The following is a 23,032-nucleotide window of genomic DNA, read 5'->3' as shown; positions in this document are numbered from 1 at the left end:
ACAAGTTTTTTACTTCACCTTCGACTTGCTCACCGTCTGCTCAGGCCCGTCCCACCGGCCTCACAGCGCACCCGACTGCCGCACCAACCTCCCTTCCACCCCCACCGTTTTGGCTACCCGGCGAAGCTCGTCTTGCAACGAGGAGGCGAATCTTAGCCCTCCTCTTCGCATATGACAAGCAGATGTACGGATTTATTTTTTCCACTCATCGGGCGTCGAATATCTCGAGAGGAATCGCCTCGGCCATCCGTGCGTAGCCCGCGTCACTCGGGTGAACGTGATCGTCGCTATCGAAGCGCGGCAGCAGGCGCCTCGGATCCGCGGGATCGCGGAGCGCCGCGTCGAAGTCGATCACGCCATCAAAGGCATGGCTGGTCCGGATCCACTCATTGATCTCGGTTCGCACGCGTTCACGGTCGTCCGTAAGGCCCGCCGGCGTCAAGGTTCCGCCGAAGATGCGAACGTGTCGCTCATGCGCGGCCGCAATCAGACGGCGATACCCGTCGATCACGTCGGCCGCCTGCACGCGAACGTGTGGCGCGTCGCAGTCAAGGCCACGGTGGGGTGGCACCTCGCCGAAATCGATATCGTTGATGCCGATCAGCACGATCACGTCGCGCACGCCGGGTTGCCCGAGCGCATCCGTCCGGAATCGCTTTTCCAGCGCCTGCCCATAACAGGGGGAGTCGTTAAGCAGGCGATTGCCGCTGATGCCGAGATTCACAACGGCCAGTTTCGAAGCGCCGCCCGCACGCGCGAGCCGGGCGGCCAACTGGTCCGGCCAGCGGCGGTTCGCATTCAGTGTCGAGCGCATCCCGTCGGTTATCGAGTCCCCGATAGCAACCACACCGCGTGCGCCCGGCGCGTCGACCGCGAGGCCGTCGAGCCAGAGATAGGCCGTCATAGGTGCGCGGAACGGTGCGCCGTCCGTGCTCGCAGCGAAATCCCCCCGTGTCGAGAGATAGCTGACCTGACTCGCGATCTTGTGCCATGTGGTCGCCTTCGCGCCTGGTGCGACGAAGCTGACGGAAAGCGCCTGCCCTGCGATGACCGACTTCGCAACCGGATCACTCCAGACCTCCTCTCCCGGTGGGATCTCGACATCCGCGCGTCCGCCGAAGGTCACCGGTTTTTCCGAGCCGGCCACGATTTGCGCCCCGCGCCCGGTAGTGGCGATGCCGATCGAGCGCAGCTTGAGTGGCACGCTACCGAAGCGGTTAGTCAGTCGGATTCTTAGACCCGCCCCGGACAACGAGGGAACCACGATTTGTCTGACCGTGCGGTCAGCCGTATCAGGCGCCCGATTGAACGATGGCGCGAACTCCGGAGGGGGCACTTGCTGGGCAGCCATACTCCAGGACGACACCCATCCGGCCGGCAGGGCTGAGTGCCTGGCTGCTTGGACTGAGCTTTCCGCCTGTCCCGGTCCCTGTCCCTGCGCGACCGCAGTGTTACCGGCAATGGCATTCGCCGATAAGCCCATCCACAGGCCAGCCGATACGCATGCGATCGTGAGTCCCTTGTGAAAAGTACTGGTCAGGCCTGTTGCCAATCGTTCATGCATGCGCGAATCCCCACGGCTGTCGTTTGCGAATCGGCATTGTGCCCGATAGGGATTACGCGGAAGGCCCGCAGATTGCGAGGGCACATGCACACCTATATACAGAACGCTCATGATTCCGTCGCTGGGATCGCCTACACTTCAAAGCGTCTCCGAATGCCTTCGCAACCGGTTCGAGCATGGCTTATCTACACGCGGTAAACGGTGATCACGCCGCCGACTTGCTGAACGATGCACTCACGACCGCCGGCCGGGACGATCGAGTGGTGTGCCTGCGCGACGACCTCGCGGTGGGCCCGATCGAGGGCATCGACGAGGATCCGGGCGCACGAGTCTCCTTCTGGCAGACCGTGCTCGATAACCCCGAACGCGACCTGCGCAAGGAATTCGAGGCCCAGGCCGCGGCCCTGGCCGAACTCGCCCACACGCGCATGGAAGTCGTTGTCTGGCATGGGCTGAGCGCCGCCGACCAGTTGATGCTGCGCCGAGTCGCCTTCCATCTGCGAAATGCCCCGCAACGGCTCAACGAAGTCGGCCTGACCCTGCGCGAAGCCGATCCGGCCCGCATAGGGCCCGGCAAACAAATCGCGGTCGGCCACTATTCACCAGACATCCTCCGCGCACGATTTCCGACGATCGTGCCGATTCCGGTATTGCGCATCAGCCGGCTCGCACTCGAATGGCAGGAGGTCAAACGGGTCAACTCGGAAGTCCGTCGCCTCACCACCAACACTTTTGCCCGAAGTTCATTCCACGAACTGGACGCGCTGATCATCGAGCATGTCACCGCCGAACGGCAGCCATTGAACCACCTCGTGAGCGAGGTGATGCGTGCCAACACCGGCTTTCTCGCGACCGACGTCCTGGTGTTGTGGCGCATCCGCACGCTTGCCGATGCAGGCAGGCTCAGCCTTCGCGGAAAGGGCAAGGAGCGGGAAATCGCCCTGCCGCTCCATGAGAACGTGCTGGACACCCCCCGTTAGTATAGGTAATTAGACCTAGGTATAAACCCTAGTGCGCTAAGCAAAGATGGACTAGAATCCGGACTGAAGCCGCGCTGTCCGGAGTCTGCATACATGCCTGCACGTATGTGGGCATGACGGCGCGATCCCCTGAACATCCGGAATCGAGTCGTGAACCCCTCCCTCACTGGCCAACCTGCATCTGCCTCGTCAGCCCGCCATCGCCGCGTAGTGAAGACCATGGTGCGCCAGTTGACAGCGGCTGATCGCGACCGGCTGGTCCGGCATTTCACCGCACTCGACGGCGACGATCGTGTTCTGCGCTTCGGGCAGCACGCCTCCGATCACGTGATCGAAAACTACGTGCGCGGGATGGATTTTACGAATGACGTGGTCTTTGGCGTCTTCGATAGCGCGTTGAACCTGGTCGGCGTTGGCCACCTCGCCTACTTGCCCCTCGAAGAGGACGAAACAGGCCGCACCGCGGAGTTCGGCCTGTCGGTTCTCGAATCCGCGCGTGGCACGGGCGTCGGCTCCGCGCTGTTCGCGCGTGCCGGAATGCGCTGCAGGAATTCGGGCGTGACCACCCTCTACATGCACTGTCTCGCCCATAACAAGACGATGATGCGTATCGCTGGCAAGGCGGGCATGGATATTCGCCGGGACTATGGCGAAGCGGACGCCTATCTGGCACTGCCGCCCGCCGACTCGGCGTCGATCCTCTCCGAAATGTTCGAGGAGCAGGCTGCCGTGTTCGACTACGTACTCAAGCGACAAGTGCGACAGGCTGACAAGCTGCTGGCGTTCTTACTGCCCGTGGACTAAGCACGATCCGGGGTCTGAGTACCGTCCTTGGTCAAAGTACCATCCTTGGCCTGAGCACCGTCCTTGGCCCGAGCATCGACCTCGGCCCGTACACGGTCCCTGGCCCGAGCACCGTCTGCGGCCTGAGTGCCGTCTGTAGCGCGAGCATCGTCTGTGGCATGCCCCCGTTCTTGACCCGTGCACCGTCCGGCGCCCGGGCACCATCCGCAACCTGACTATCCGTTGCTGCCCCCTAAGACAGAATCGATGCTTTCGACTTTTTCCGAGTAGATTTCCATCGGCGTCCGCCAATTCTTCGGCTAATGCGCGAATATCTGCTCAAACCGCGCCGCTACACTCGAATCATCAAGGCGCGGGCAAGAACCTGCGCCCCCTGCGATCGGCGATCGATCGACAAAGTGAATCGGGAGACAGGCAATGCAAGTACCTCTGTGGGACAACCCGGTCGGAACAGCCGGCTTCGAGTTCATCGAATACACGGCCCCGGATCCCAAGGCGCTCGGCAAACTATTCGAGAAAATGGGGTTCACGGCGGTTGCGCGACATCGCCACAAGGACGTCACGCTCTATCGGCAAGGGCAGATCAACTTCATTATCAATGCAGAGCCCGACTCATTCGCCCAGCGCTTCGCGCGCCAGCACGGACCGTCGATCTGCGCGATCGCCTTTCGCGTCCAGGATGCAGCCCACGCTTATCGATACACACTTGAACGCGGCGCCTGGGGCTTCGACAACCAGACCGGTCCGATGGAACTCAACATCCCCGCCATCAAGGGCGTGGGCGACTCGCTGATCTACTTCGTAGACCGATGGACGGGCAAGAACAATGCCAAACCCCACGACATCGGCAATATCAGCATCTACGACGTGGACTTCGAACCGATCTCCGGCGTGGACCCGAACCCCGTCGGCCACAGCCTGGTCTATATCGATCACCTCACGCACAACGTTCACCGCGGTCGCATGGCCGAATGGGCGGATTTCTATGAACGCCTGTTCAACTTCCGCGAGATCCGCTATTTCGATATCGAAGGTCAAGTCACGGGCGTGAAGTCGAAGGCGATGACCTCGCCTTGCGGACAGATCCGCATCCCGATCAATGAAGAAGGTACCGAGCAGCCGGGCCAGATCCAGGAATACCTCGATGCATATCGAGGTGAAGGGATCCAGCACATCGCACTGGGCTCATCGGATATCTACCGGACCGTCGACGGCTTGCGCGGCTCGCACATCAAGCTGCTCGACACAGTCGACGCGTACTACGATCTGCTCGAAAAGCGGATCCCCGGCCATGGCGAACCGCTCGATGCGCTCAAGGCACGCAAGATTCTCATCGACGGCGCACCGCACGACTTGCTGCTGCAGATCTTCACCGAGAATCAGATCGGACCGATCTTCTTCGAGGTCATCCAGCGCAAGGGCAACCAAGGATTCGGCGAGGGCAACTTCAAGGCGCTGTTCGAATCGATCGAACTCGACCAGATCCGGCGTGGCGTGGTGCAAGCAAAAGCGCCTGTTTGAGAAGAAGGCGAGAAAAGCAGACGGTCAGTCGCAGTCGCGCCGCGTCTTGTGGCCTTTCGGAAAATTGAACAACTGGCCCGGCATCCAGGCGGTGAGCGTCGACTCTTCCGGCCGGGGCTCTCCAGCACGTTGCTCGGTAGGCGACGGGCGTGCATTCATATTGGCGAAAACAGGTCCCACTTCAAGAGCAAGAAACGCGGCGGACGCGATCAGAAAAGTACGGATATGGGGCTGAATCAAATCGGCTTCTCCTTTGGTAGTAGGTGACACCAATCCATCTTGCGTTCGATGGAGGTTCAGGATGCCAAGTGATGCCGCACAGGCAGACTGCTTTTACAGGGGGTTACAAACAAGCTCCCGCTGTAATCTCGCTTTATCGAATCCAAGGGTGTTTCCATGTTATGAGCACATGGGTGCACCCCAGGCAAGAAGCAGCGCACCTAGGGACACCCCCTAGTCTCGACTGCTTCGGCGCTGCCGGCCGCGGTGCTAACATGATTTCGCAATCGTCATCCTCCGTCTTGCCCGCTCAAAAGGCCGATCAAGACGGCCCAATTTGCGAACCCCTATCCGGGTGAGGAGCATAAATCCATGAACGCCCCACTGGACCCGAAGACGCGCGCTCAACTCGAAGCCGCTCTCGCGTCCGTCACGCTCGACGACAAATACACCCTCGATCACGGCCGCGCCTATATGAGCGGCATCCAGGCGCTCGTGCGCCTGCCGATGCTCCAGCAGGAACGCGATCGCGCGGCCGGCCTGAATACCGCAGGCTACATCTCCGGCTACCGCGGCTCGCCGCTCGGCGGACTCGATATCTCGATGGGCAAGGCGCGCCGTCACCTCGCCGCGCATCAGATCGTTTTTCAACCCGGCGTCAACGAAGACCTGGCCGCAACCGCCGTCTGGGGCAGCCAACAGGTCAACCTCTACCCGGGCGCAAAGTTCGATGGCGTGTTTGGCATGTGGTACGCCAAGGGCCCCGGCGTCGACCGTTCGGGTGACGTCCTCAAGCACGCGAACTCTGCCGGCTCCTCGCCGCACGGCGGCGTGCTCGTCCTTGCCGGCGACGATCATGCCGCCAAGTCGTCGACGCTCGCCCACCAGTCCGAGCACATCCTCAAGGCCTGCGGCCTGCCCGTGCTGTTTCCCGCGAACGTCCAGGAATATCTCGACTTCGGACTGCACGGCTGGGCAATGAGCCGCTATTCAGGTCTCTGGGTCGCAATGAAGTGCGTGACCGACATCGTCGAATCGTCGGCCTCCGTCGACATCGACACGCAGCGCACTCGCCTGGTCCTGCCAAGCGATTTCGCGATGCCCGAAGGCGGCCTCAATATCCGCTGGCCCGACCCGCCGCTCGTACAGGAAGCCAGGCTGCTCGACTTCAAGTTGTATGCCGCGCTCGCCTATGTCCGCGCGAACAAGCTCGACCGCATCGAGATCGATTCGCCGCAGGCGCGTTTCGGCATCATGACCGCGGGCAAGGCGTATCTCGACACGCGCCAGGCACTCGTCGATCTCGGTCTCGACGACGAGACCTGCCGCCGCATCGGCATCCGCCTGTACAAGGTCGGATGCGTCTGGCCGCTCGAGGCACAAGGCGCGCACGCGTTCGCCAAGGGGCTCGACGAAATCCTCGTGGTCGAGGAAAAGCGCCAGATGCTCGAATACGCGATCAAGGAGGAGCTCTACAACTGGCCCGATACGCAGCGTCCGCGTGTCTTCGGCAAGTTCGACGAGAAGGACGGCGCGGGCGGCGAGTGGTCGGTGCCAATGGGTAATTGGCTGCTGCCGGCCCATTACGAGTTGTCGCCGGCGATCATCGCCCAGGCGATCGCGACACGCCTCGAGAAGTTCGACCTGCCCGCCGATGTCCGCGCCCGCATCGCCGCACGCATCGCGATCATCCACGCGAAGGAACAAGCCCTCGCGAAGCCGCGCATCGCGACCGAACGCAAGCCCTGGTTCTGCTCGGGCTGCCCGCACAATACCTCGACGAATCTGCCGGAAGGCTCGCGCGCGATGGCCGGTATCGGCTGTCACTACATGGCGCTCTGGATGGACCGCAATACCAGCACCTTCAGCCAGATGGGCGGCGAAGGCGTGGCATGGCTCGGCCAGGCGCCGTTCACGAACGACAAGCATGTGTTCGCCAATCTCGGCGACGGCACCTATTTCCATTCGGGCTTGCTCGCGATCCGCGCGGCGATCGCGTCGAGGACGAACATCACCTACAAGATTCTCTATAACGACGCGGTTGCCATGACCGGCGGCCAGCCCGTCGACGGCGTGCTGACCGTGCCGCAGATCTCGCGGCAGCTCGCCGCCGAGGGCGCGACGAGGATCGTGATCGTCACCGACGACGTCGATCGCTACGAAGACCGTTCGCTGCTCGCACCCGGCACGACCGTCCATCCTCGCGATGAACTCGACGCCGTGCAGCGCGAACTGCGCGAAGTCGCCGGCACGACCATCCTGATCTACGACCAGACCTGCGCGACCGAAAAACGGCGGCGCCGCAAACGCGGCACGCTGGCCGACCCCGCGCGCCGCGTCGTGATCAACGAAGCGGTTTGCGAAGGGTGTGGAGACTGCTCGGTCAAGTCGAACTGCCTGTCCGTCGAGCCGCTCGAAACCGAGTTCGGGACGAAACGGCAGATCAACCAGTCGAGCTGCAACAAGGACTATTCCTGCCTCAACGGCTTCTGCCCGAGCTTCGTCACGATCGAGGGCGGCCAGCTCAAGAAGCCGCAGGCATCCGAAGTCTCGTCCGCCGCCGGTCTCGCGCCTTTGCCCGAACCCGACCGGCCTACGATCGAAGGCGCGTACGGCGTGCTGGTCACAGGCGTGGGCGGCACGGGCGTCGTGACGATCGGCGCCCTGCTCGGCATGGCATCCCATCTCGAACAGAAAGGCGTCACGGTGCTCGACGTGACCGGCCTCGCGCAGAAAGGCGGCGCCGTGATGAGCCATGTCCAGATCGGCAATCGCCCCGAAGACCTTCATGCGACGCGTATCGCCATGGGCGAAGCAAGTCTGGTGATCGGCTGCGACGCGATCGTCACTGCATCGGACGAGGCGCTCTCACGCATGCAGCGCAATGCGACGCGTGTCGTCGTCAACAGCGCCCATACGCCGACCGCCGAATTCATTCTCAACCCGAACTGGCGCTTCCCCGGAGCGAGTGCCGAGCACGATATCCGTGCCGCGGCTGGCGACCCGGTCGATTTCGTCGATGCGAATCGTTTGACGGTCGCGCTGCTTGGCGATGCGATCTATACCAATCCGTTCGTCCTCGGCTATGCCTGGCAGCGCGGCTGGCTACCGCTGCGGCACGAGTCGCTGGTCCGCGCGATCGAGCTCAACGATGTTTCGGTCGACAAGAACAAGGCCGCGTTCGAATGGGGACGCCGCGCGGCTCACGACCTCGCGGAAGTCAAACACATCGCCACGGCCATGCCTTCGGGTCAGGCCGCCGCCAGCAGCGGCGGCAAGGTCATTTCGCTGCATACACCGAAGGCGCTCGATGCCTTGATCGCGACACGGGTCCGGCATTTGACCGCCTACCAGAATGCCGCCTATGCACGCCGCTATCAGGACCGAATCGAAAAAGTCCGTGCCACCGAACACATGATGTCCGGCGAGTTCTCGTCCGAGTTGCCGCTCACCGAAGCCGTCGCGCGCAACCTGTACAAGCTGATGGCCTATAAGGACGAGTATGAAGTCGCGCGGCTCTATGCCGATCCGGCTTTCACCGAAAAACTGCGTGCAAGCTTCGAAGGGGACTGGAAGCTCAAGTTCCATCTCGCGCCACCGCTGCTCGCGAAGCGCGATTCGCATGGCCATCTGCTCAAGCGCGATTTCGGGCCATGGATGATGCCGGCCTTCCGGATTCTCGCGAAGCTCAAGTTCCTGCGCGGCGGACCGTTCGATCTCATGGGCAAGACGGCTGAACGCCGGACCGAACGCGCGCTGATCGGCGAGTATGAAGCGCTGGTCGACGAACTACTTGCGGGGTTGAAGCCCGAGAAGATCGCGCTTGCGGTTGAACTCGCCGGGCTTCCGGATGGCATCCGCGGCTTCGGTCATGTGAAGGAGAACAACCTCAAGGCGATTCGCGTGCGCTGGGCGGCGCTGCTGGCCAAATGGCGTGCTCCGATGGGTACGACCGCGGCTCACATGGGTCAGGTCGCGTAAGTCGGGCTTGCGGTAGCGGCATTGCATGTAAAAAGGGGCGCCGGCTTATGGCCGGCACCCTTGTCGCGGACACCGGCAAAGTTACTTCTTCACGACCTTGCTTGCCGCTGCATTCGCCGAGGCGATCGCGGTCATATTGATGACGCGCCGGACAGTCGCGGCCGGTGTCAGGATATGCACCGGCTTCGCTGCTCCCAGCAGGAACGGGCCGACCGTCACCCCTTCGCCGCCGGCCATCTTCAGCAGGTTGTAGGTGATGTTCGCCGCTTCCACGTTCGGCATGATCAGCAGGTTTGCCTCGCCGTGGAGCGTCGAGCCCGGGAACGCGGCCTTTCTGACCACTTCCGACAGGGCCGCATCGCCGTGCATCTCACCGTCGACTTCGAGCTCGGGCGCACGCGCGGCGATCAAGGCACGCGCCGCGGCCATCCGCCGTGATGAAGCCGTCGGCGCACTGCCGAAGTTCGAGTTCGAGAGCAGTGCGATCTTGGGCGTGATGCCGAACTTCTCGATCTCGCGCGCGGCGAGAATCGCCATCTCCGCGAGCTGCTCGGACGTCGGCACATCGTTGACATAGGTGTCGCAGATAAACAGGTTGCGGCCCGGCATCATCAGCAGATTCATCGCCGCAAAATGCTCGACCCCTTCCTGCTTGCCGAGTACCTGCTCGATAAACTTCAGTTGACTGTGATACGTGTCGATCAGGCCGCAGATCATGCCGTCCGCATCACCGAGCCGCACCAGCAGCGCGCCGATCAGCGTATTGAACTTGCGCAGTGCTGCCTTGGCGACGTCGGGCGACACGCCGTCGCGCGCGCCGATCTGGTGGTACTCGTGCCAGTAGGTCTGGAAGCGCGGATCGTTCTCGGGATCGACGATCTCGAAGTCCTTGCCCGGCTGCATCTTCGAACCGAGCTTGCGCAGGCGCATCTCGACGACCGTCGGCCGGCCGATGATGATCGGCTGCGCGATCTTCTCCAGCAGCACGAACTGCGCGGCGCGCAGCGCGCGCTCGTCCTCGCCTTCAGCCAACACGATGCGCGCGGGCTGGGTCTTCGCCGCGAGGAATACCGGACGCATCACCATGCCGGTTCGATAGACCGTACCCGCGAGATGTTCGCGATATGCATCAAGGTCCTTGATAGGCCGCGTCGCGACGCCCGACTCCATCGCGGCCTTGGCGACCGCGGGCGCGATCTTCATGATCAGACGCGGATCGAAGGGTTTCGGAATCAGGTATTCCGGTCCGAAGTCGAGCACCTGGCCTTCGTAGGCCTTGGCAACTTCATCGCCCTGGTCCACTTCCTCGGCGAGTTCAGCGATCGCTTTCACACAGGCAAGTTTCATCGCCTCGGTAATCGTCGTCGCGCCGACATCGAGCGCACCGCGGAAGATGAATGGAAAGCACAGGACATTGTTGACCTGGTTCGGATAGTCCGAGCGCCCCGTCGCGATGATCGCGTCGGGGCGAACCGCCTTCGCCTCTTCCGGGCGAATTTCCGGATCCGGATTCGCCAGCGCGAGAATCAGCGGCTGCCGGCCCATCGACGCGACCACCTCCGGCTTCAGCACCCCGCCAGCTGAGCAGCCGAGAAACACATCCGAACCGTCGACCGCCTCGGCGAGCGTGCGGGCATCGGTCTTCACCGCATACCGCACCTTGCTCGGATCGAGATTGTCGCGCCCTTCATGGATCACACCCTTGGAATCGACAACCAGCGCCTTGTTCTTGTCGAGCCCGAGGTGGACCAGCAAGTCGAGACAGGCGATCGCCGCCGCGCCAGCGCCCGAACAGACCAGCCGCACATCGCCGATCTTCTTGCCGACCACCTTGAGACCATTGAGTATCGCAGCCGACGCGATGATCGCCGTGCCGTGCTGGTCGTCGTGGAAGACCGGGATCTTCATCCGTTCGCGCAGCTTGCGTTCGATATAGAAGCATTCCGGCGCCTTGATGTCTTCGAGATTGATCCCGCCGAGCGTCGGCTCGAGCATCGCAATCGCATCGACCAGCTTGTCGGGATCCGACTCGGCGAGCTCGATATCGAACACATCGATACCCGCGAATTTCTTGAACAGACAGCCCTTGCCTTCCATCACGGGCTTTGCGGCGAGCGGACCGATATTGCCGAGACCGAGCACCGCCGTGCCGTTCGTCACGACGCCGACGAGATTGCTGCGCGAGGTGTAGAGATCCGCCGCCTGGGGATCCTCATAGATCGCCATACACGCCGCGGCGACGCCCGGCGAGTAGGCAAGCGAGAGGTCGAGGCCGTTCGAGAGGGGCTTGGTCGGGGTGACCGAAATCTTGCCGGGCCGGGGGTATCGGTGATAGGCAAGTGCGCTTTGCTTGAGTTGCTCGTCCATGCAGGGCCTTTGATCGTGATTGAACATTCCAGGGCGTGCCGGCCAGCTACCCGATGGAAAGCAATGGGGGCGCGGCACGGTAATGCAGGATTGCAAAGCACATGCTCGACTCGCTGATGCCTGGAATGAAGACGCATGGCACATGCGATACCAGCGTGCTCGCCTGCGAACAACAAGATTTGGGCGATCCAGTGTACCGCTGCATTTAAGCGATTGACGATACCGAATCGCGCAAATCAATGCGATGCGGCAGTGCATCAAGCGGAGTGTCGATCGAGCGGTGCGGGGTATCCCTGGGGGGCCGGTAAACGCGCCAGTCACTTTTTGAGAAGGTGGATTTCGGCGGCGAGCCAGACCTGTAAGGCTTGTAAGCTCATCAGCGAAGAAGCGGACTCCTTGTGCGCCATCCCACGTTCTTAGCGAAATCAAAGGGGACTCGGCCCGTGTCGAAAAACATATTTTGTGCAGGTGCAGCGTGCGCTTTGCCGGGGACAAGAGCGGGTAAGATGAAACCATGCGCGAGCCGGTAAGAACAAAGGGACGACGCCATGCGTGCAATGCAAGGGAACAGCGGAATGCGATTCGCGAAGCTCGCCATCGGGATGGCGCTATGCGTGATTGCCGGTCGTGGCGCGCTTGCTGCTGATGCGCGTGCTTCAGGTGCCGCAGGGGCTTCGGGCACCGCAGACGGTTCGGCCGGGGCGTTCATGCTGACCTCGCCCGATCTTCCGGTCGGGGCCACCATGCCGACGATCCACCTGTTGAACGACAACGGCTGCACGGGCGGCAACCAGTCGCCCGCGCTTGACTGGCGCAATGCGCCGGCGGGCACCGCCGGCTACGCCGTTTCGATCTACGATCCCGATGCGCCGGGTCGGGGATTCTGGCACTGGTCCGTGTTCGGCATCCCGGCCTCGACCCACAGCCTGCCCCTGAACGCGAGTGCGTCAGGCGCCGTGGCCGCTCTTGGCGCACTCCAGGCTCAAAACGATTTCGGCACTGACGGTTACGGCGGCCCTTGCCCGCCACCCGGCCGCCCGCATCGTTACGTCATCTCCGTTCATGCGCTTAGGAGTCTTCGCACCTCGTTGCAAGACGGCCGACCGGCTGCGGTCTTCGCTCACGAAATCGATGCACTCGAGATCGCCAAGGCATCGTTGACGGTGGTGTATGGGCGTTGATGCGAAGAAGGTGTGGGCTCGGAAGGACACTAGCCATCCGGCTGACCTCTGCTCATCACGCGAGAACCGTACAATACGGTTTTTTCGCGCACCGCAGTCGAGCATGCAATGACCACAAAAGTATTTGTCGACGGACAGGAAGGGACCACGGGCCTGCGTATTTTTGAATACCTGGCGAACCGGGACGATGTCGAAATCCTGCGCATCAGCGATGCCCAGCGCAAGGACCTCGATGCGCGCCGCGACTTCATCAACCGCTCGGACATCACATTCCTGTGCCTGCCGGATGTCGCCTCACGGGAGTCCGTATCCCTGGTCGACAATCCGTCGACTTGCATCATCGATGCGAGCACGGCGTTCCGGATCGACGAGCACTGGGCGTACGGGCTGCCCGAACTGAGCAAGGCGCAGCGCGAACGCCTGCGCACCTCAAAGCGGATCGCCGTGCCCGGCTGTCATGCATCGGCCTTTGTGCTAGCGGCGCAGCCGCTCGTGGCCGCAGGCATCGTGCCGAAGAACACGCCGCTCACGGCGTATTCGATTACCGGCTACAGCGGCGGCGGCAAGAAGATGATCGCCGAATACGAAGCCGGCGCAGTGAAGCTTACGAGCCCGCGTCCGTATGCGCTCGGACTTCAGCACAAGCATTTGCCTGAGATGAAGGTCCGCAGCGGCCTGGACTTCGAGCCGGTGTTCACCCCGATCGTTTCGAATTTCTACAAGGGCCTCGCGGTCACGACCTTCCTGCATCCGCAACAGCTGCCGGGCCAGGTCACGCCGGCTCGCGTGCATGAGGCACTGGCCGACTACTACGCAGGCGAGCGCTTCGTGAATGTCGCGCCGCTCGATGCCGCGAGCAATCTCGATGAGGGATTCTTCGACGTCCAGGCATGCAACGACACGAACCGGGTCGACCTATTCGTGTTCGGCAACGAGGAACGGATCGTCACCGTCGCGCGCCTCGATAACCTCGGCAAGGGTGCATCGGGCGCGGCGATCCAGTGCATGAACCTGCATATCGGCGCCGACGAAGGCAAGGGGCTTTAAGCCAATACGACCGCAATCATCGTGAAAGCCGCCGATGGCTCGACACTTGCGCAAAGCAAGGCGACGTTGAAGGTCGATCGGATCATTTCCCACCTCGCCATCGCTTAGAAATTCTGAGCGAACAGACGAAAAAAAACCCGGTCCACAATCACCGGGTTTTTTTTCGACTGAATCCGCACCCTCTCCGGTACGGATCCAGCCAGCACGACTCAGTACTCATTGCTTCGGCGGTACAACAGGCGCCGAGATCTTCTTCGTCTTGCGCTGTCCCATCATCCGCGTGATGTAGTACTGCTGGGTGATCGACAGCACGTTGTTCACGACGTAGTACAGCACGAGGCCTGCCGGGAAGAAGAAGAACATGACCGAGAACGCGAGCGGCATGAACATCATCATCTTGGCCTGCACGGGGTCCGGCGGCGTCGGATTCAGACGGGTCTGGATAAACATCGAACCCGCCATCAGCACCGGCAGAATGTAGAACGGATCCTGCTGCGACAGATCGTGAATCCAGCCGATCCAGGGCGCGCCGCGCATTTCAACCGACGACAGCAACACCCAGTACAGCGAGATGAACACCGGAATCTGGATCACGACCGGCAGGCAGCCGCCGAGCGGATTCACCTTCTCGGTCTTGTAGAGCTCCATGAGCGCCGAATTCATCTTCTGCGGATCACCCTTGAAGCGCTCGCGCAACGCTTGCATACGCGGCGTGATCTCCTTCATCTTCGCCATCGAGCGATAGCTCGCGGCCGACAGCGGGAAGAACACAGCCTTGATCAGCAGCGTCAGCGCGATGATCGACCAGCCCCAGTTGCCGAGGTACGAGTGAATCTTCTCGAGCAACCAGAACAAGGGACGCGCGATGATCGTGACCCAGCCATAGTCCTTGACGAGGTCGAGGCCCGGGGCGATGGCCGCCAGCATCTTCTCTTCAACCGGACCGGCGAACAGCTTCGCGTCGACATTGACCGTCTGTCCCGGAGCAATCGTACCCAGCGGCATCTGCGCGCCGACACGATAGAGCGTCGAGTCGAGCTTCTGCACGTAGTAGTTGCGGTCCTTGCCTTGCGGCGGGATCCAGGCGCTCGCGAAATAGTGCTGAATCATCGCGATCCAGCCATTGTCCGCCTGCGTCGCGAAATCGGCCTTGCCCTTGTCGATGTCGCCGAACGTCATCTTCTGGAAGTGATGCTGGTCCGTGTAGACGGCCGGTCCGATGAACGTATGCGAGAAGCGCGGCGTTTCGACCGGCTCCGAGTCACGCACGAGCTCGACATAGAGCGAGGGCTTGAGCGGCGTCGTACCGGTATTGACCACTTGCTGGTCCACGTCGATCAGGTAGCTGCCGCGCGTGAACGTGTAGGTCTTCACGAGCTTGAGACCACCCTTATCGGCGGACTCGAACTTGATCTGCAGCGTGTTCTGGCCGTCAGCCAGCGAGGTCGGACCCGGCACGCGCGTGAAGATGTCGTCGTGGTTCGGGAAATCGCCACCGGACAGCCCAGAGCGTGCCAGATACTTGTGCGTCGCCGTATTGTCGAACAGCGTCACATACATGTCAGGCTGCTTCGTGTCGCCTTCCTTGAGCAGTTCCAGGCGCGACAGCGTGGCGCCCTGCGTGCTGAAGTCCGCGTCGAACACATCGGTCTTGACCGTCACCCTCTCCGCCTTGGCGACTTGCGCGGTGCCCGGCGTGGCCGGAGCACCTGGCGTCGCCGCAGATGTGTCGGCCGTCTGCTCGCCCGGCGTCGTGGTGGCCGGAGAAGCAGTCTGCTGCACCGTCGGGCTCGGGAAGAACATCGACGGGTGGCCGGTATGGCGCTGCCAGTTGTCGAACAGCATCACCAGCGACACGACGAAAATGACCCACAGAACGGATCGTTTGATATCCATGCTTTTATCTCAATACCGAGGCGGATTCAGCGCCGAACCTTTGTCGGTGTCGGCGGAAGGGTGACTCGGCGGGGGCACCAGATCGATGCCGCCGGCGGAAAATGGGTGACAGCGACACACTCGCCGCACGGCGAGATACGTGCCGTGCGCGGCGCCATGATACTGGATCGCCTCGCGTGCATAGTCGGAACAGGAAGGATAAAAACGACAACGCTGGCCGAGCATGGGGCTGATGGCCAGCTTGTAGAAGCGAAGCAGCGCGAGAAGCACGATTCGCATGATGTTCACGTGCCCTCGCCGGTCGTGCCCGCATCAGCCGAACCGCCCGGTCCGGCGGGACGAGCCGGATCGACCGAGGGGCTTGCGCCCTCTGACGTCTTCACCGAAGGACTCGTATCGGCTGAACGGCTCGTCTCGCCCGAACGACGACGAATTGTCTTCACGGCGTTGTCGAACAGCGTGACGATTTCGTCGTGGCACATCGCGCGCAACGGCAACGACGACGCGCTCGGCATCGTCTTCCGGTCGAATCGCGAATGTAGCCGAAGCAGCATGTCCCACCCTTCCAACTCCGCGCGACGCACGCGAAAGATTTCGCGGGTCAGGCGGCGGATCAGATTGCGCGTTACCGCGCGCGGCGCGTACTTGCGCCCGGTGACGAGCCCCAGCCGGGCCGGGCCGTCGGTATGACGCGCATACAGCACAAAGTGCGCACTGCGCGCCCAAGGCCGCAAACGAAAAACGGATGAATACTCATCCGTTTTCAGCAGCCGAGCGGATTTCGGAAAACCCTCGTCGCGCGCGATCAAAGTTCCGCGCAGCAGCGTTAGATCGCCAGGCGCTTGCGGCCCTTGGCGCGGCGTGCATTGATGACCTTGCGGCCGCCGGCCGTTGCCATCCGCACACGGAAACCGTGGGTGCGCTTGCGACGCGTAACGGAAGGTTGGTAAGTACGTTTCATGGTTGTTCTCTCAGTAAGTGCCGCGCTTTGCTAGAAAGAAAGTGCACGGCCCGTGAGGTGGTAAGTGCAATTGGCTTTCGCGGAACCCGCTATTTAAGCTGTTTTCCCGTGGACCGTCAATAGCTTAGGCGCTTGGGGACGAGGATTTTTGAGCCGCGCCACCGGTGCGGGCAGCAAGTGGCCGCTCGGGAAGCCCGCACATCGTACGCTGATTTCGTCACCGGCCTCCCATCCGCGCCATTGACTGCGCTTGACCTGCCCTTCTGTCGGCGCTTCGTCGCGCGCCTCATTTCAGTCTGGTCGCCCAGAGTTGTCGCTCATTCTTGCCTTTCACTGCCCGACGGATTGGTTCGCTTCCCATCGATTTCCACGACATTCATATTTCTGCTATATCAGATCGCTCACAATCGCGCCTTGTGTCTAGAGGAACGTTCAATTGTTGCCCAAGGCTTGCGCAAACGCCGGGCTCTTTTTGGCGCCAATCGTTGCTGCGGGCCCCCTCCCGACCTTTGCCGCGTTTACCCGATGATCCGACCCTGTGGATAACTTATCCGCAGGCAAATATTTGGCGGTAAAATCGCGGCTATCCTGAACGACCAACACAGCACTCGGCGTTGTCCTGATCACAACACCGAGGCCGCCGCATCTTCGCTCGATATGTCGAGCGGCGAATGCTGCATGGGTTCGACGTGGCCGCAAGCAGGCCACGTATCCCGCAGGCCCAACCGGGCCCCGGTCTGCCGTAAACAATAAAGACGATTGATGAATGAATTCTGGCAACACTGTTCGACTTTGCTCGAACGTGAGCTAACCCCTCAGCAGTTTCAGACTTGGATCAAGCCGCTCGCGCCCGTCGCGTTCGACTCGGATGCGAACACCCTGTCGATTGCCGCGCCGAACCGCTTCAAGCTTGACTGGGTGAAGAGCCAGTTCTCGGGGCGCATCAGCGACCTCGCACGCGATTTCTGGCAGACCTCGGTCGACGTCCAGTTCGTCCTAGACGCCAAGGCCGGCCAACGTCCGACCGGCAATGCCAGCAAAGATGCTTCCGGCGCGCAGCCGCGCGCGGCCGCATCGATCGCTTCGCAACAGGCCTCGGCAACGTCCGACGTGCCCGCAAGCCACGCACAAGCCAACGCAGCACTCGCCGACGCGGCGGCGGCGGCAAGCGCCGCCATGAACTCCGATGCCGACTCCGACCTGCCGAGCGTCGACGCAAGCGAAGCCGCGGCGGCTCGCCGCACCTGGCGTCCGACATCGACATCCGGCAACGGCGAGAACACCACGACCTACGAGCGCTCGAAGCTCAACCCCGTGCTGACCTTCGAGAATTTCGTGACCGGCAAGGCCAACCAGCTCGCACGCGCGGCGGCGATCCAGGTGGCCGACAACCCGGGCATCTCGTACAACCCGCTCTTCCTCTACGGCGGCGTCGGCCTCGGCAAGACCCACTTGATCCATGCGATCGGCAACCAGTTGCTCGTCGACAAGATCGGCGCGCGCATCCGCTACATCCATGCGGAGCAGTACGTTTCCGACGTAGTGAAGGCTTACCAACGTAAAGCCTTCGATGAGTTCAAGCGCTATTACCATTCGCTCGACCTGCTGCTGATCGATGATATTCAGTTCTTCTCGGGCAAGTCGCGCACGCAGGAAGAGTTCTTCTATGCATTCGAGGCACTCGTCGCGAACAAGGCCCAGGTCATCATCACGAGCGATACCTATCCGAAGGAAATCAGCGGGATCGACGACCGCCTGATCTCGCGCTTCGATTCGGGATTGACCGTGGCGATCGAACCGCCCGAGCTCGAGATGCGCGTCGCGATCCTGATGCGCAAGGCCCAGTCCGAAGGCGTCGTGGTCTCCGAGGACGTCGCGTTCTTCGTGGCCAAGCATCTGCGCTCGAACGTGCGCGAACTCGAAGGTGCGCTGCGGAAGATCCTTGCGTATTCGAAATTCCACGGCCGCGAGATCACGATCGATCTCACCCGCGAGGCGCTCAAGGATCTGCTGACCGTGCAGAACCGCCAGATTTCCGTCGAAAACATCCAGAAGACATGTGCTGACTTTTACAATATCAAAGTGGCCGACATGTACTCGAAGAAGCGGCCCGCGAACATTGCGCGGCCGCGTCAGATCGCGATGTATCTGGCCAAGGAACTGACCCAGAAGAGCCTGCCCGAGATCGGCGATTTGTTCGGCGGACGCGATCACACGACCGTGCTCCATGCCGTTCGTAAGATTTCCGATGAGCGCGGCAAGGATCCGCAACTGAACCACGAACTGCACGTGCTCGAACAGACGCTCAAGGGCTGACGACGGGTACCGCGCGAGGCCTCGGCCGTTGGCTCGGAAGCCCCGCCGGACAAGGCTGACGAAGCCTCGGAACAGACTCGGCCCCAAAATTGCTGGACCGCCGCGTTTTTAGGGCAAAATACGGGATTAGATTGGCTGGCGCCGGTAGATTTGTGGCGCGACAGCCAGCTGATGAGTCTAAATCAAAGGATCTCTATGCAATTGGTCAAGACCGAACGAGACAATCTCTTGCGGCCACTGCAAACCGTCAGCGGCATCGTCGAGCGGCGGCATACGCTGCCGATACTTGCGAACCTGCTGATCGCCAAGCAAGGCGCCGACGTTTCGTTCCTGTCGACCGATCTCGAGCTGCAGATCACCACGCGTGCCGGCTTCGGCACCGGCAGCGAGCAGGCGTCGACGACCGTGGCGGCGCGCAAGCTGCTCGACATCCTGCGCGCGATGCCCGATGGCGAAGTCAGCCTGACGTTGTCCGACAAGCGATTGACCGTGCAGTCCGGTAAGAGCCGCTTCGCCCTTCAGACCCTCGCCGCCGACGAATTCCCGACCGTCGCCCAGGCCAAGGATTTCGGCGCGAGCCTGTCGGTGCCGCAGAAGAATTTCCGCCAGTTGCTTGGCATGGTTCATTTTGCGATGGCCCAGCAGGACATTCGGTATTACCTGAACGGCATGCTGCTCGTCGTTGATGGCGACCAGCTGATGGCCGTGGCGACCGATGGCCACCGTCTCGCGTATGCGTCGACCGGGCTTGACGAGTCGTTCCCGCGACAGGAAGTGATCGTACCGCGCAAGACCATTCTTGAACTGCAGCGTCTGCTCGAGGATATCGACGATCCCTTGAAGATCGAGATCGCCGCGACCCAGGCCAAGTTCACGTTTGGGCAGGTCGAGCTCGTGTCGAAGCTGGTCGAGGGCAAGTTCCCCGACTTCCAGCGGGTGATCCCGAAGGGTTACAAGAACGCCTTCACGATCGGCCGTGACGAGTTGCAGCGGTCGCTGCAGCGCGCCGCGATTCTGACCTCCGACAAGTTCAAGGGCGTGCGTTGCCTGATCTCGCCGGGGCAGATGAAGATCCTGTCGACCAATGCCGACCAGGAAGAAGCGCAGGAAGAACTCGAGATCGCCTATGACGGCGATTCACTCGATATCGGCTTTAACGTCACGTATCTGCTTGACGCCCTTGCTAACCTCAAGGTCGACACATTGCAGATCTCGCTGGGCGATTCGACCGCCAGCGCGCTCGTGACCATCCCCGACAACGACACGTTCAAATATGTCGTCATGCCGATGCGCATCTGAGCGCTCAGCACGAATTTTGAGTTGATTCGTCATAAGGGGCCCTGCGCCCCTTTGGCGTTTGTATGTGATACCGGAAAAGGCCGTCCTGGCCGTTTCCGGGACCATGCAGAACCGGAAGAGACACATGACCGAAGAGCATATCCCGCATGCCGAAGGCAACTACGGCGCATCCTCCATCCAGATTCTCGAGGGGCTGGAAGCCGTTCGCAAGCGACCCGGCATGTATATCGGCGATACATCGGATGGGACCGGTCTGCATCACCTCGTGTTCGAAGTGCTGGACAACTCCATCGATGAGGCACTTGCAGGGTACTGCGACGATATCCTCGTCACCATCCACGCGGACAACTCCATCTCGGTGATCGACAACGGGCGGGGCATTCCGACCGGCGTCAAGATGGATGACAAGCATGATCCGAAGCGGAGTGCGGCTGAGATCGTGATGACGGAGCTGCATGCCGGGGGCAAGTTCGACCAGAACAGCTATAAGGTTTCGGGCGGGCTGCATGGGGTGGGCGTGTCTTGCGTGAATGCGCTGTCGTCGTGGCTGCGGTTGACGGTGAAGCGCGATGGTCGCAAGTACTTCATGGAGTTCCATCGTGGAGTGCCGCAGGAGCGGTTGATCGAGGAAGTGAAAGGCGAGCGTGTTTCGCCGATCCGTCAGGTGGGCGAGACGGAACATCGTGGGACGGAAGTGCATTTCCTCGCCGATCAGACGATCTTTGGAAACATCGAGTATCACTACGACATCCTGGCCAAGCGGATGCGGGAACTGTCGTTCCTGAACAATGGCGTGCGGATCCGGTTGATCGATCAGCGCAGCGGGAAGGAAGAAGACTTCGCGTTTGGGGGTGGGGTGCGTGGGTTTGTTGAATACATCAACAAGAACAAGCAGACGTTGCATCCGACCACGTTTTATAGCGAGGGCGAGAAGGACAATGTGCGCGTCGAAGTAGCGATGCAGTGGAACGATAGCTACAACGAGAGCGTGCTTTGCTTTACGAATAACATTCCGCAGCGCGATGGCGGGACCCATATGACAGGTCTCCGCGCGGCGATGACGCGGGTGATCAATAAGTATATTGAGACCGAGCAGATCGCTAAGAAGGCGAAGGTTGAGACTTCGGGCGATGACATGCGCGAAGGTCTTGCTTGTGTGCTGTCTGTGAAAGTGCCTGAGCCTAAGTTCAGCTCGCAGACCAAGGACAAGCTGGTTTCGTCGGAAGTGCGGGCACCGGTTGAAGAAGTGGTGGCCAAGGCGCTTGAGAATTTCCTGCAAGAGAATCCGATCGACGCGAAGATTATTTGCGGGAAGATCGTTGATGCGGCTCGGGCGCGGGATGCGGCTCGGAAGGCGCGGGAAATGACGCGGCGTAAGGGGCTGCTCGATGGGGTTGGGCTGCCGGGTAAGCTTGCTGATTGCCAGGAGAAGGATCCGGCGAAGTCGGAAATTTATATCGTCGAGGGTGACTCGGCAGGTGGATCGGCCAAGCAAGGACGGGATCGGAAGTTTCAGGCGATCTTGCCGCTGCGCGGTAAGGTGCTTAATGTTGAGAAGGCGCGGTTTGACAAGCTGCTGTCGTCTGAGCAGATCGTGACTTTGATTACGGCGCTTGGGTGCGGGATCGGCAAGGAAGACTACAACCTTGAGAAGCTCCGCTATCACCGGATCATCATCATGACGGATGCGGACGTTGATGGTGCGCATATCCGGACGCTGTTGCTGACGTTCTTCTATCGGCAGATGCCGGAGATGGTGGAGAGCGGGTACATCTATATCGCGCAACCGCCCCTCTACAAGATCAAGGCGGGTAAGGATGAACGGTATCTGAAGGATACGTTTGCGTTAAATCAGTACATGCTCAAGCTGGCGCTGCAGGGGTCGGAATTGATTCCGAATGAAGGTGCGGCGTCGATTTCGGGCGATGCGCTGGGTGAGCTTGCTCGGGAGTATTTGCTGGCTAGTGCGGTTATTGAGCGGGTTAGCCGGCTTGTTGATCCTAGTGCGCTTGAAGCGGTGATGGATGGGGTTGAGATTAACCTGCTCACTCAGGAAGATGCGGAACGTAGTGCGACGGCGCTTGAGGCTGCGTTGCGGGCGGATCCGTTGAAGCCGGAGGTTACCGTACGCGCCGTCTATGACGAAGTGCGTGAACAACGGTCATTGCAGATCGAACGCTATCGGCATGGCAATATCAAGATCAGCAGCATTGATGAGGAATTCCAGCTGACGGCGGACTTCCAACAGCTTAAGAAAACGGCTGAGACGTTTAAGGGGCTCATCGGCGAAGGGGCGATCATCAAGCGCGGTGAACGGACGATGCTCGTGCGCGACTTCAAGGGCGCGATGAAGTGGTTGATCGCGGATGCGGAACGCAATGTTTCCAAGCAGCGGTATAAGGGGCTTGGGGAGATGAATCCTGAGCAGCTTTGGGAGACCACCATGGATCCGACGGTGCGGACGTTGTTGCGTGTGCGGATCGAGGATGCGATTGCGGCGGATGGGATCTTTACTACGCTGATGGGCGATGAGGTTGAGCCGCGGCGGGCGTTTATTGAGAACAATGCGTTGAGGGCGGGGAATATTGATGTTTGATTTTTGATTCGTAAGTCGACAGTCGAATCCGTCACGCCCCACTAATCAAATCAAAGGGTTACGCATTCGCGTGACCCTTTTTGTTTGGCAGATTTGCCCCCTATTCTCGGCTCGCAGCCAATTCAGACTCAGCGTGCCCGAGACCCTCCGAATACGACAGCCGATCGAGCCAATATTTGGCGCGATCGTGCGTAAGCGGCTGGCGAACCCGTCTTGAATAGTGTGATCCGGCTTGGGAGTATCGTGTCCGCGAACAATTAGGCGGACACGTGAACACTATCGAAGAACAAGTACCGGTTG

Annotated in this window: 15 protein-coding genes and 1 pseudogene; 9 read left to right on the top strand and 7 right to left on the bottom strand. The window is 61.1% G+C overall.

All coding sequences use genetic code 11. The features are described 5' to 3' along the window. Positions 1 to 205: 205 nt before the first annotated feature. Complete coding sequence (locus tag HV670_RS26280; protein ID WP_217478528.1) at positions 206 to 1,483, bottom strand: SGNH/GDSL hydrolase family protein; 1,278 nt, start codon at positions 1,481 to 1,483, stop codon at positions 206 to 208. A gap of 257 nt (positions 1,484 to 1,740) precedes the next feature. Between HV670_RS26280 and HV670_RS26275 the strand changes: the two genes are divergently transcribed. From HV670_RS26275 to hppD, 3 genes are all read left to right on the top strand, one after another. Next, entirely contained in the window at positions 1,741 to 2,544 is an 804-nt protein-coding gene (locus HV670_RS26275) for a DUF1835 domain-containing protein (RefSeq protein ID WP_175107919.1), read from the top strand. A gap of 219 nt (positions 2,545 to 2,763) precedes the next feature. Further along, positions 2,764 to 3,348, top strand: coding sequence for a GNAT family N-acetyltransferase (locus HV670_RS26270; RefSeq protein WP_175107923.1), 585 nt, complete (start codon positions 2,764 to 2,766; stop codon positions 3,346 to 3,348). A 417-nt stretch (positions 3,349 to 3,765) separates the two neighbouring features. After that, complete coding sequence (gene hppD / locus HV670_RS26265) at positions 3,766 to 4,869, top strand: 4-hydroxyphenylpyruvate dioxygenase (protein ID WP_175107918.1); 1,104 nt, start codon at positions 3,766 to 3,768, stop codon at positions 4,867 to 4,869. A 24-nt stretch (positions 4,870 to 4,893) separates the two neighbouring features. Here hppD and HV670_RS26260 read toward each other — a convergent pair whose 3' ends face one another. Next, positions 4,894 to 5,109 carry a hypothetical protein gene (locus tag HV670_RS26260; RefSeq protein ID WP_175107917.1) on the bottom strand — a complete coding sequence of 72 codons (216 nt, stop codon included), beginning with the start codon at positions 5,107 to 5,109 and terminating at the stop codon, positions 4,894 to 4,896. 351 nt (positions 5,110 to 5,460) lie between these two features. Between HV670_RS26260 and HV670_RS26255 the strand changes: the two genes are divergently transcribed. After that, complete coding sequence (locus HV670_RS26255; RefSeq protein WP_175107916.1) at positions 5,461 to 9,069, top strand: indolepyruvate ferredoxin oxidoreductase family protein; 3,609 nt, start codon at positions 5,461 to 5,463, stop codon at positions 9,067 to 9,069. A gap of 81 nt (positions 9,070 to 9,150) precedes the next feature. Here HV670_RS26255 and HV670_RS26250 read toward each other — a convergent pair whose 3' ends face one another. Next, a complete protein-coding gene (locus HV670_RS26250; RefSeq protein WP_175107915.1) occupies positions 9,151 to 11,436 on the bottom strand; it encodes an NADP-dependent malic enzyme in 2,286 nt (761 codons plus the stop codon). Between the two features lie 557 nt (positions 11,437 to 11,993). Here HV670_RS26250 and HV670_RS26245 point away from each other — a divergent pair. Both HV670_RS26245 and argC read left to right on the top strand, forming a co-directional pair. Then, positions 11,994 to 12,617, top strand: coding sequence for a YbhB/YbcL family Raf kinase inhibitor-like protein (locus HV670_RS26245; protein WP_425511469.1), 624 nt, complete (start codon positions 11,994 to 11,996; stop codon positions 12,615 to 12,617). Positions 12,618 to 12,725: 108 nt separating this feature from the next. Next, on the top strand, positions 12,726 to 13,664 hold the full coding sequence (argC, locus tag HV670_RS26240; RefSeq protein ID WP_175107914.1) for an N-acetyl-gamma-glutamyl-phosphate reductase: 939 nt from the start codon (positions 12,726 to 12,728) through the stop codon (positions 13,662 to 13,664). Positions 13,665 to 13,880: 216 nt separating this feature from the next. Here argC and yidC read toward each other — a convergent pair whose 3' ends face one another. The 4 genes and pseudogenes from yidC to rpmH all read right to left on the bottom strand — a co-directional run bounded on the left by yidC (position 13,881) and on the right by rpmH (position 16,521). Then, the gene (yidC, locus tag HV670_RS26235; protein ID WP_175107913.1) at positions 13,881 to 15,560 is read right to left on the bottom strand and encodes a membrane protein insertase YidC; all 1,680 of its coding nucleotides are present in this window, start codon (positions 15,558 to 15,560) and stop codon (positions 13,881 to 13,883) included. A gap of 9 nt (positions 15,561 to 15,569) precedes the next feature. Then, complete coding sequence (gene yidD / locus HV670_RS26230) at positions 15,570 to 15,839, bottom strand: membrane protein insertion efficiency factor YidD (RefSeq protein WP_175107912.1); 270 nt, start codon at positions 15,837 to 15,839, stop codon at positions 15,570 to 15,572. Positions 15,840 to 15,952: 113 nt separating this feature from the next. Then, positions 15,953 to 16,366: pseudogene (gene rnpA / locus HV670_RS26225) on the bottom strand (ribonuclease P protein component); the annotation flags it as partial. Positions 16,367 to 16,386: 20 nt separating this feature from the next. Further along, positions 16,387 to 16,521: a 50S ribosomal protein L34 gene (gene rpmH / locus HV670_RS26220; RefSeq protein ID WP_121091436.1), complete on the bottom strand. Its 135-nt coding sequence runs from the start codon at positions 16,519 to 16,521 to the stop codon at positions 16,387 to 16,389. Between the two features lie 762 nt (positions 16,522 to 17,283). Here rpmH and dnaA point away from each other — a divergent pair. The 3 genes from dnaA (at position 17,284) to gyrB (ending at position 22,732) form a co-directional block, all read left to right on the top strand. Then, entirely contained in the window at positions 17,284 to 18,837 is a 1,554-nt protein-coding gene (dnaA, locus tag HV670_RS26215) for a chromosomal replication initiator protein DnaA (RefSeq protein WP_175107911.1), read from the top strand. 195 nt (positions 18,838 to 19,032) lie between these two features. After that, positions 19,033 to 20,136 carry a DNA polymerase III subunit beta gene (gene dnaN, locus HV670_RS26210; protein WP_175107910.1) on the top strand — a complete coding sequence of 368 codons (1,104 nt, stop codon included), beginning with the start codon at positions 19,033 to 19,035 and terminating at the stop codon, positions 20,134 to 20,136. 124 nt (positions 20,137 to 20,260) lie between these two features. Then, a complete protein-coding gene (gyrB, locus tag HV670_RS26205; RefSeq protein WP_175107909.1) occupies positions 20,261 to 22,732 on the top strand; it encodes a DNA topoisomerase (ATP-hydrolyzing) subunit B in 2,472 nt (823 codons plus the stop codon). Positions 22,733 to 23,032 lie beyond the last annotated feature (300 nt).

This window comes from Pararobbsia alpina (assembly GCF_902859895.1).
Lineage (GTDB): Bacteria > Pseudomonadota > Gammaproteobacteria > Burkholderiales > Burkholderiaceae > Pararobbsia > Pararobbsia alpina.
This window is presented reverse-complemented; position numbering and strand designations above follow the sequence as displayed.

What these genes read in the sequence shown, in the direction of transcription:
- HV670_RS26280 (WP_217478528.1), bottom strand. Translation starts at nt 1,483, where the DNA reads ATGGGCTTATCGGCGAATGCCATTGCCGGTAACACTGCGGTCGCGCAG.
- HV670_RS26275 (WP_175107919.1), top strand. Translation starts at nt 1,741, where the DNA reads ATGGCTTATCTACACGCGGTAAACGGTGATCACGCCGCCGACTTGCTG.
- HV670_RS26270 (WP_175107923.1), top strand. Translation starts at nt 2,764, where the DNA reads ATGGTGCGCCAGTTGACAGCGGCTGATCGCGACCGGCTGGTCCGGCAT.
- hppD (WP_175107918.1), top strand. Translation starts at nt 3,766, where the DNA reads ATGCAAGTACCTCTGTGGGACAACCCGGTCGGAACAGCCGGCTTCGAG.
- HV670_RS26255 (WP_175107916.1), top strand. Translation starts at nt 5,461, where the DNA reads ATGAACGCCCCACTGGACCCGAAGACGCGCGCTCAACTCGAAGCCGCT.
- HV670_RS26250 (WP_175107915.1), bottom strand. Translation starts at nt 11,436, where the DNA reads ATGGACGAGCAACTCAAGCAAAGCGCACTTGCCTATCACCGATACCCC.
- HV670_RS26245 (WP_425511469.1), top strand. Translation starts at nt 11,994, where the DNA reads ATGCAAGGGAACAGCGGAATGCGATTCGCGAAGCTCGCCATCGGGATG.
- argC (WP_175107914.1), top strand. Translation starts at nt 12,726, where the DNA reads ATGACCACAAAAGTATTTGTCGACGGACAGGAAGGGACCACGGGCCTG.
- yidC (WP_175107913.1), bottom strand. Translation starts at nt 15,560, where the DNA reads ATGGATATCAAACGATCCGTTCTGTGGGTCATTTTCGTCGTGTCGCTG.
- yidD (WP_175107912.1), bottom strand. Translation starts at nt 15,839, where the DNA reads ATGCGAATCGTGCTTCTCGCGCTGCTTCGCTTCTACAAGCTGGCCATC.
- rpmH (WP_121091436.1), bottom strand. Translation starts at nt 16,521, where the DNA reads ATGAAACGTACTTACCAACCTTCCGTTACGCGTCGCAAGCGCACCCAC.
- dnaA (WP_175107911.1), top strand. Translation starts at nt 17,284, where the DNA reads ATGAATGAATTCTGGCAACACTGTTCGACTTTGCTCGAACGTGAGCTA.
- dnaN (WP_175107910.1), top strand. Translation starts at nt 19,033, where the DNA reads ATGCAATTGGTCAAGACCGAACGAGACAATCTCTTGCGGCCACTGCAA.
- gyrB (WP_175107909.1), top strand. Translation starts at nt 20,261, where the DNA reads ATGACCGAAGAGCATATCCCGCATGCCGAAGGCAACTACGGCGCATCC.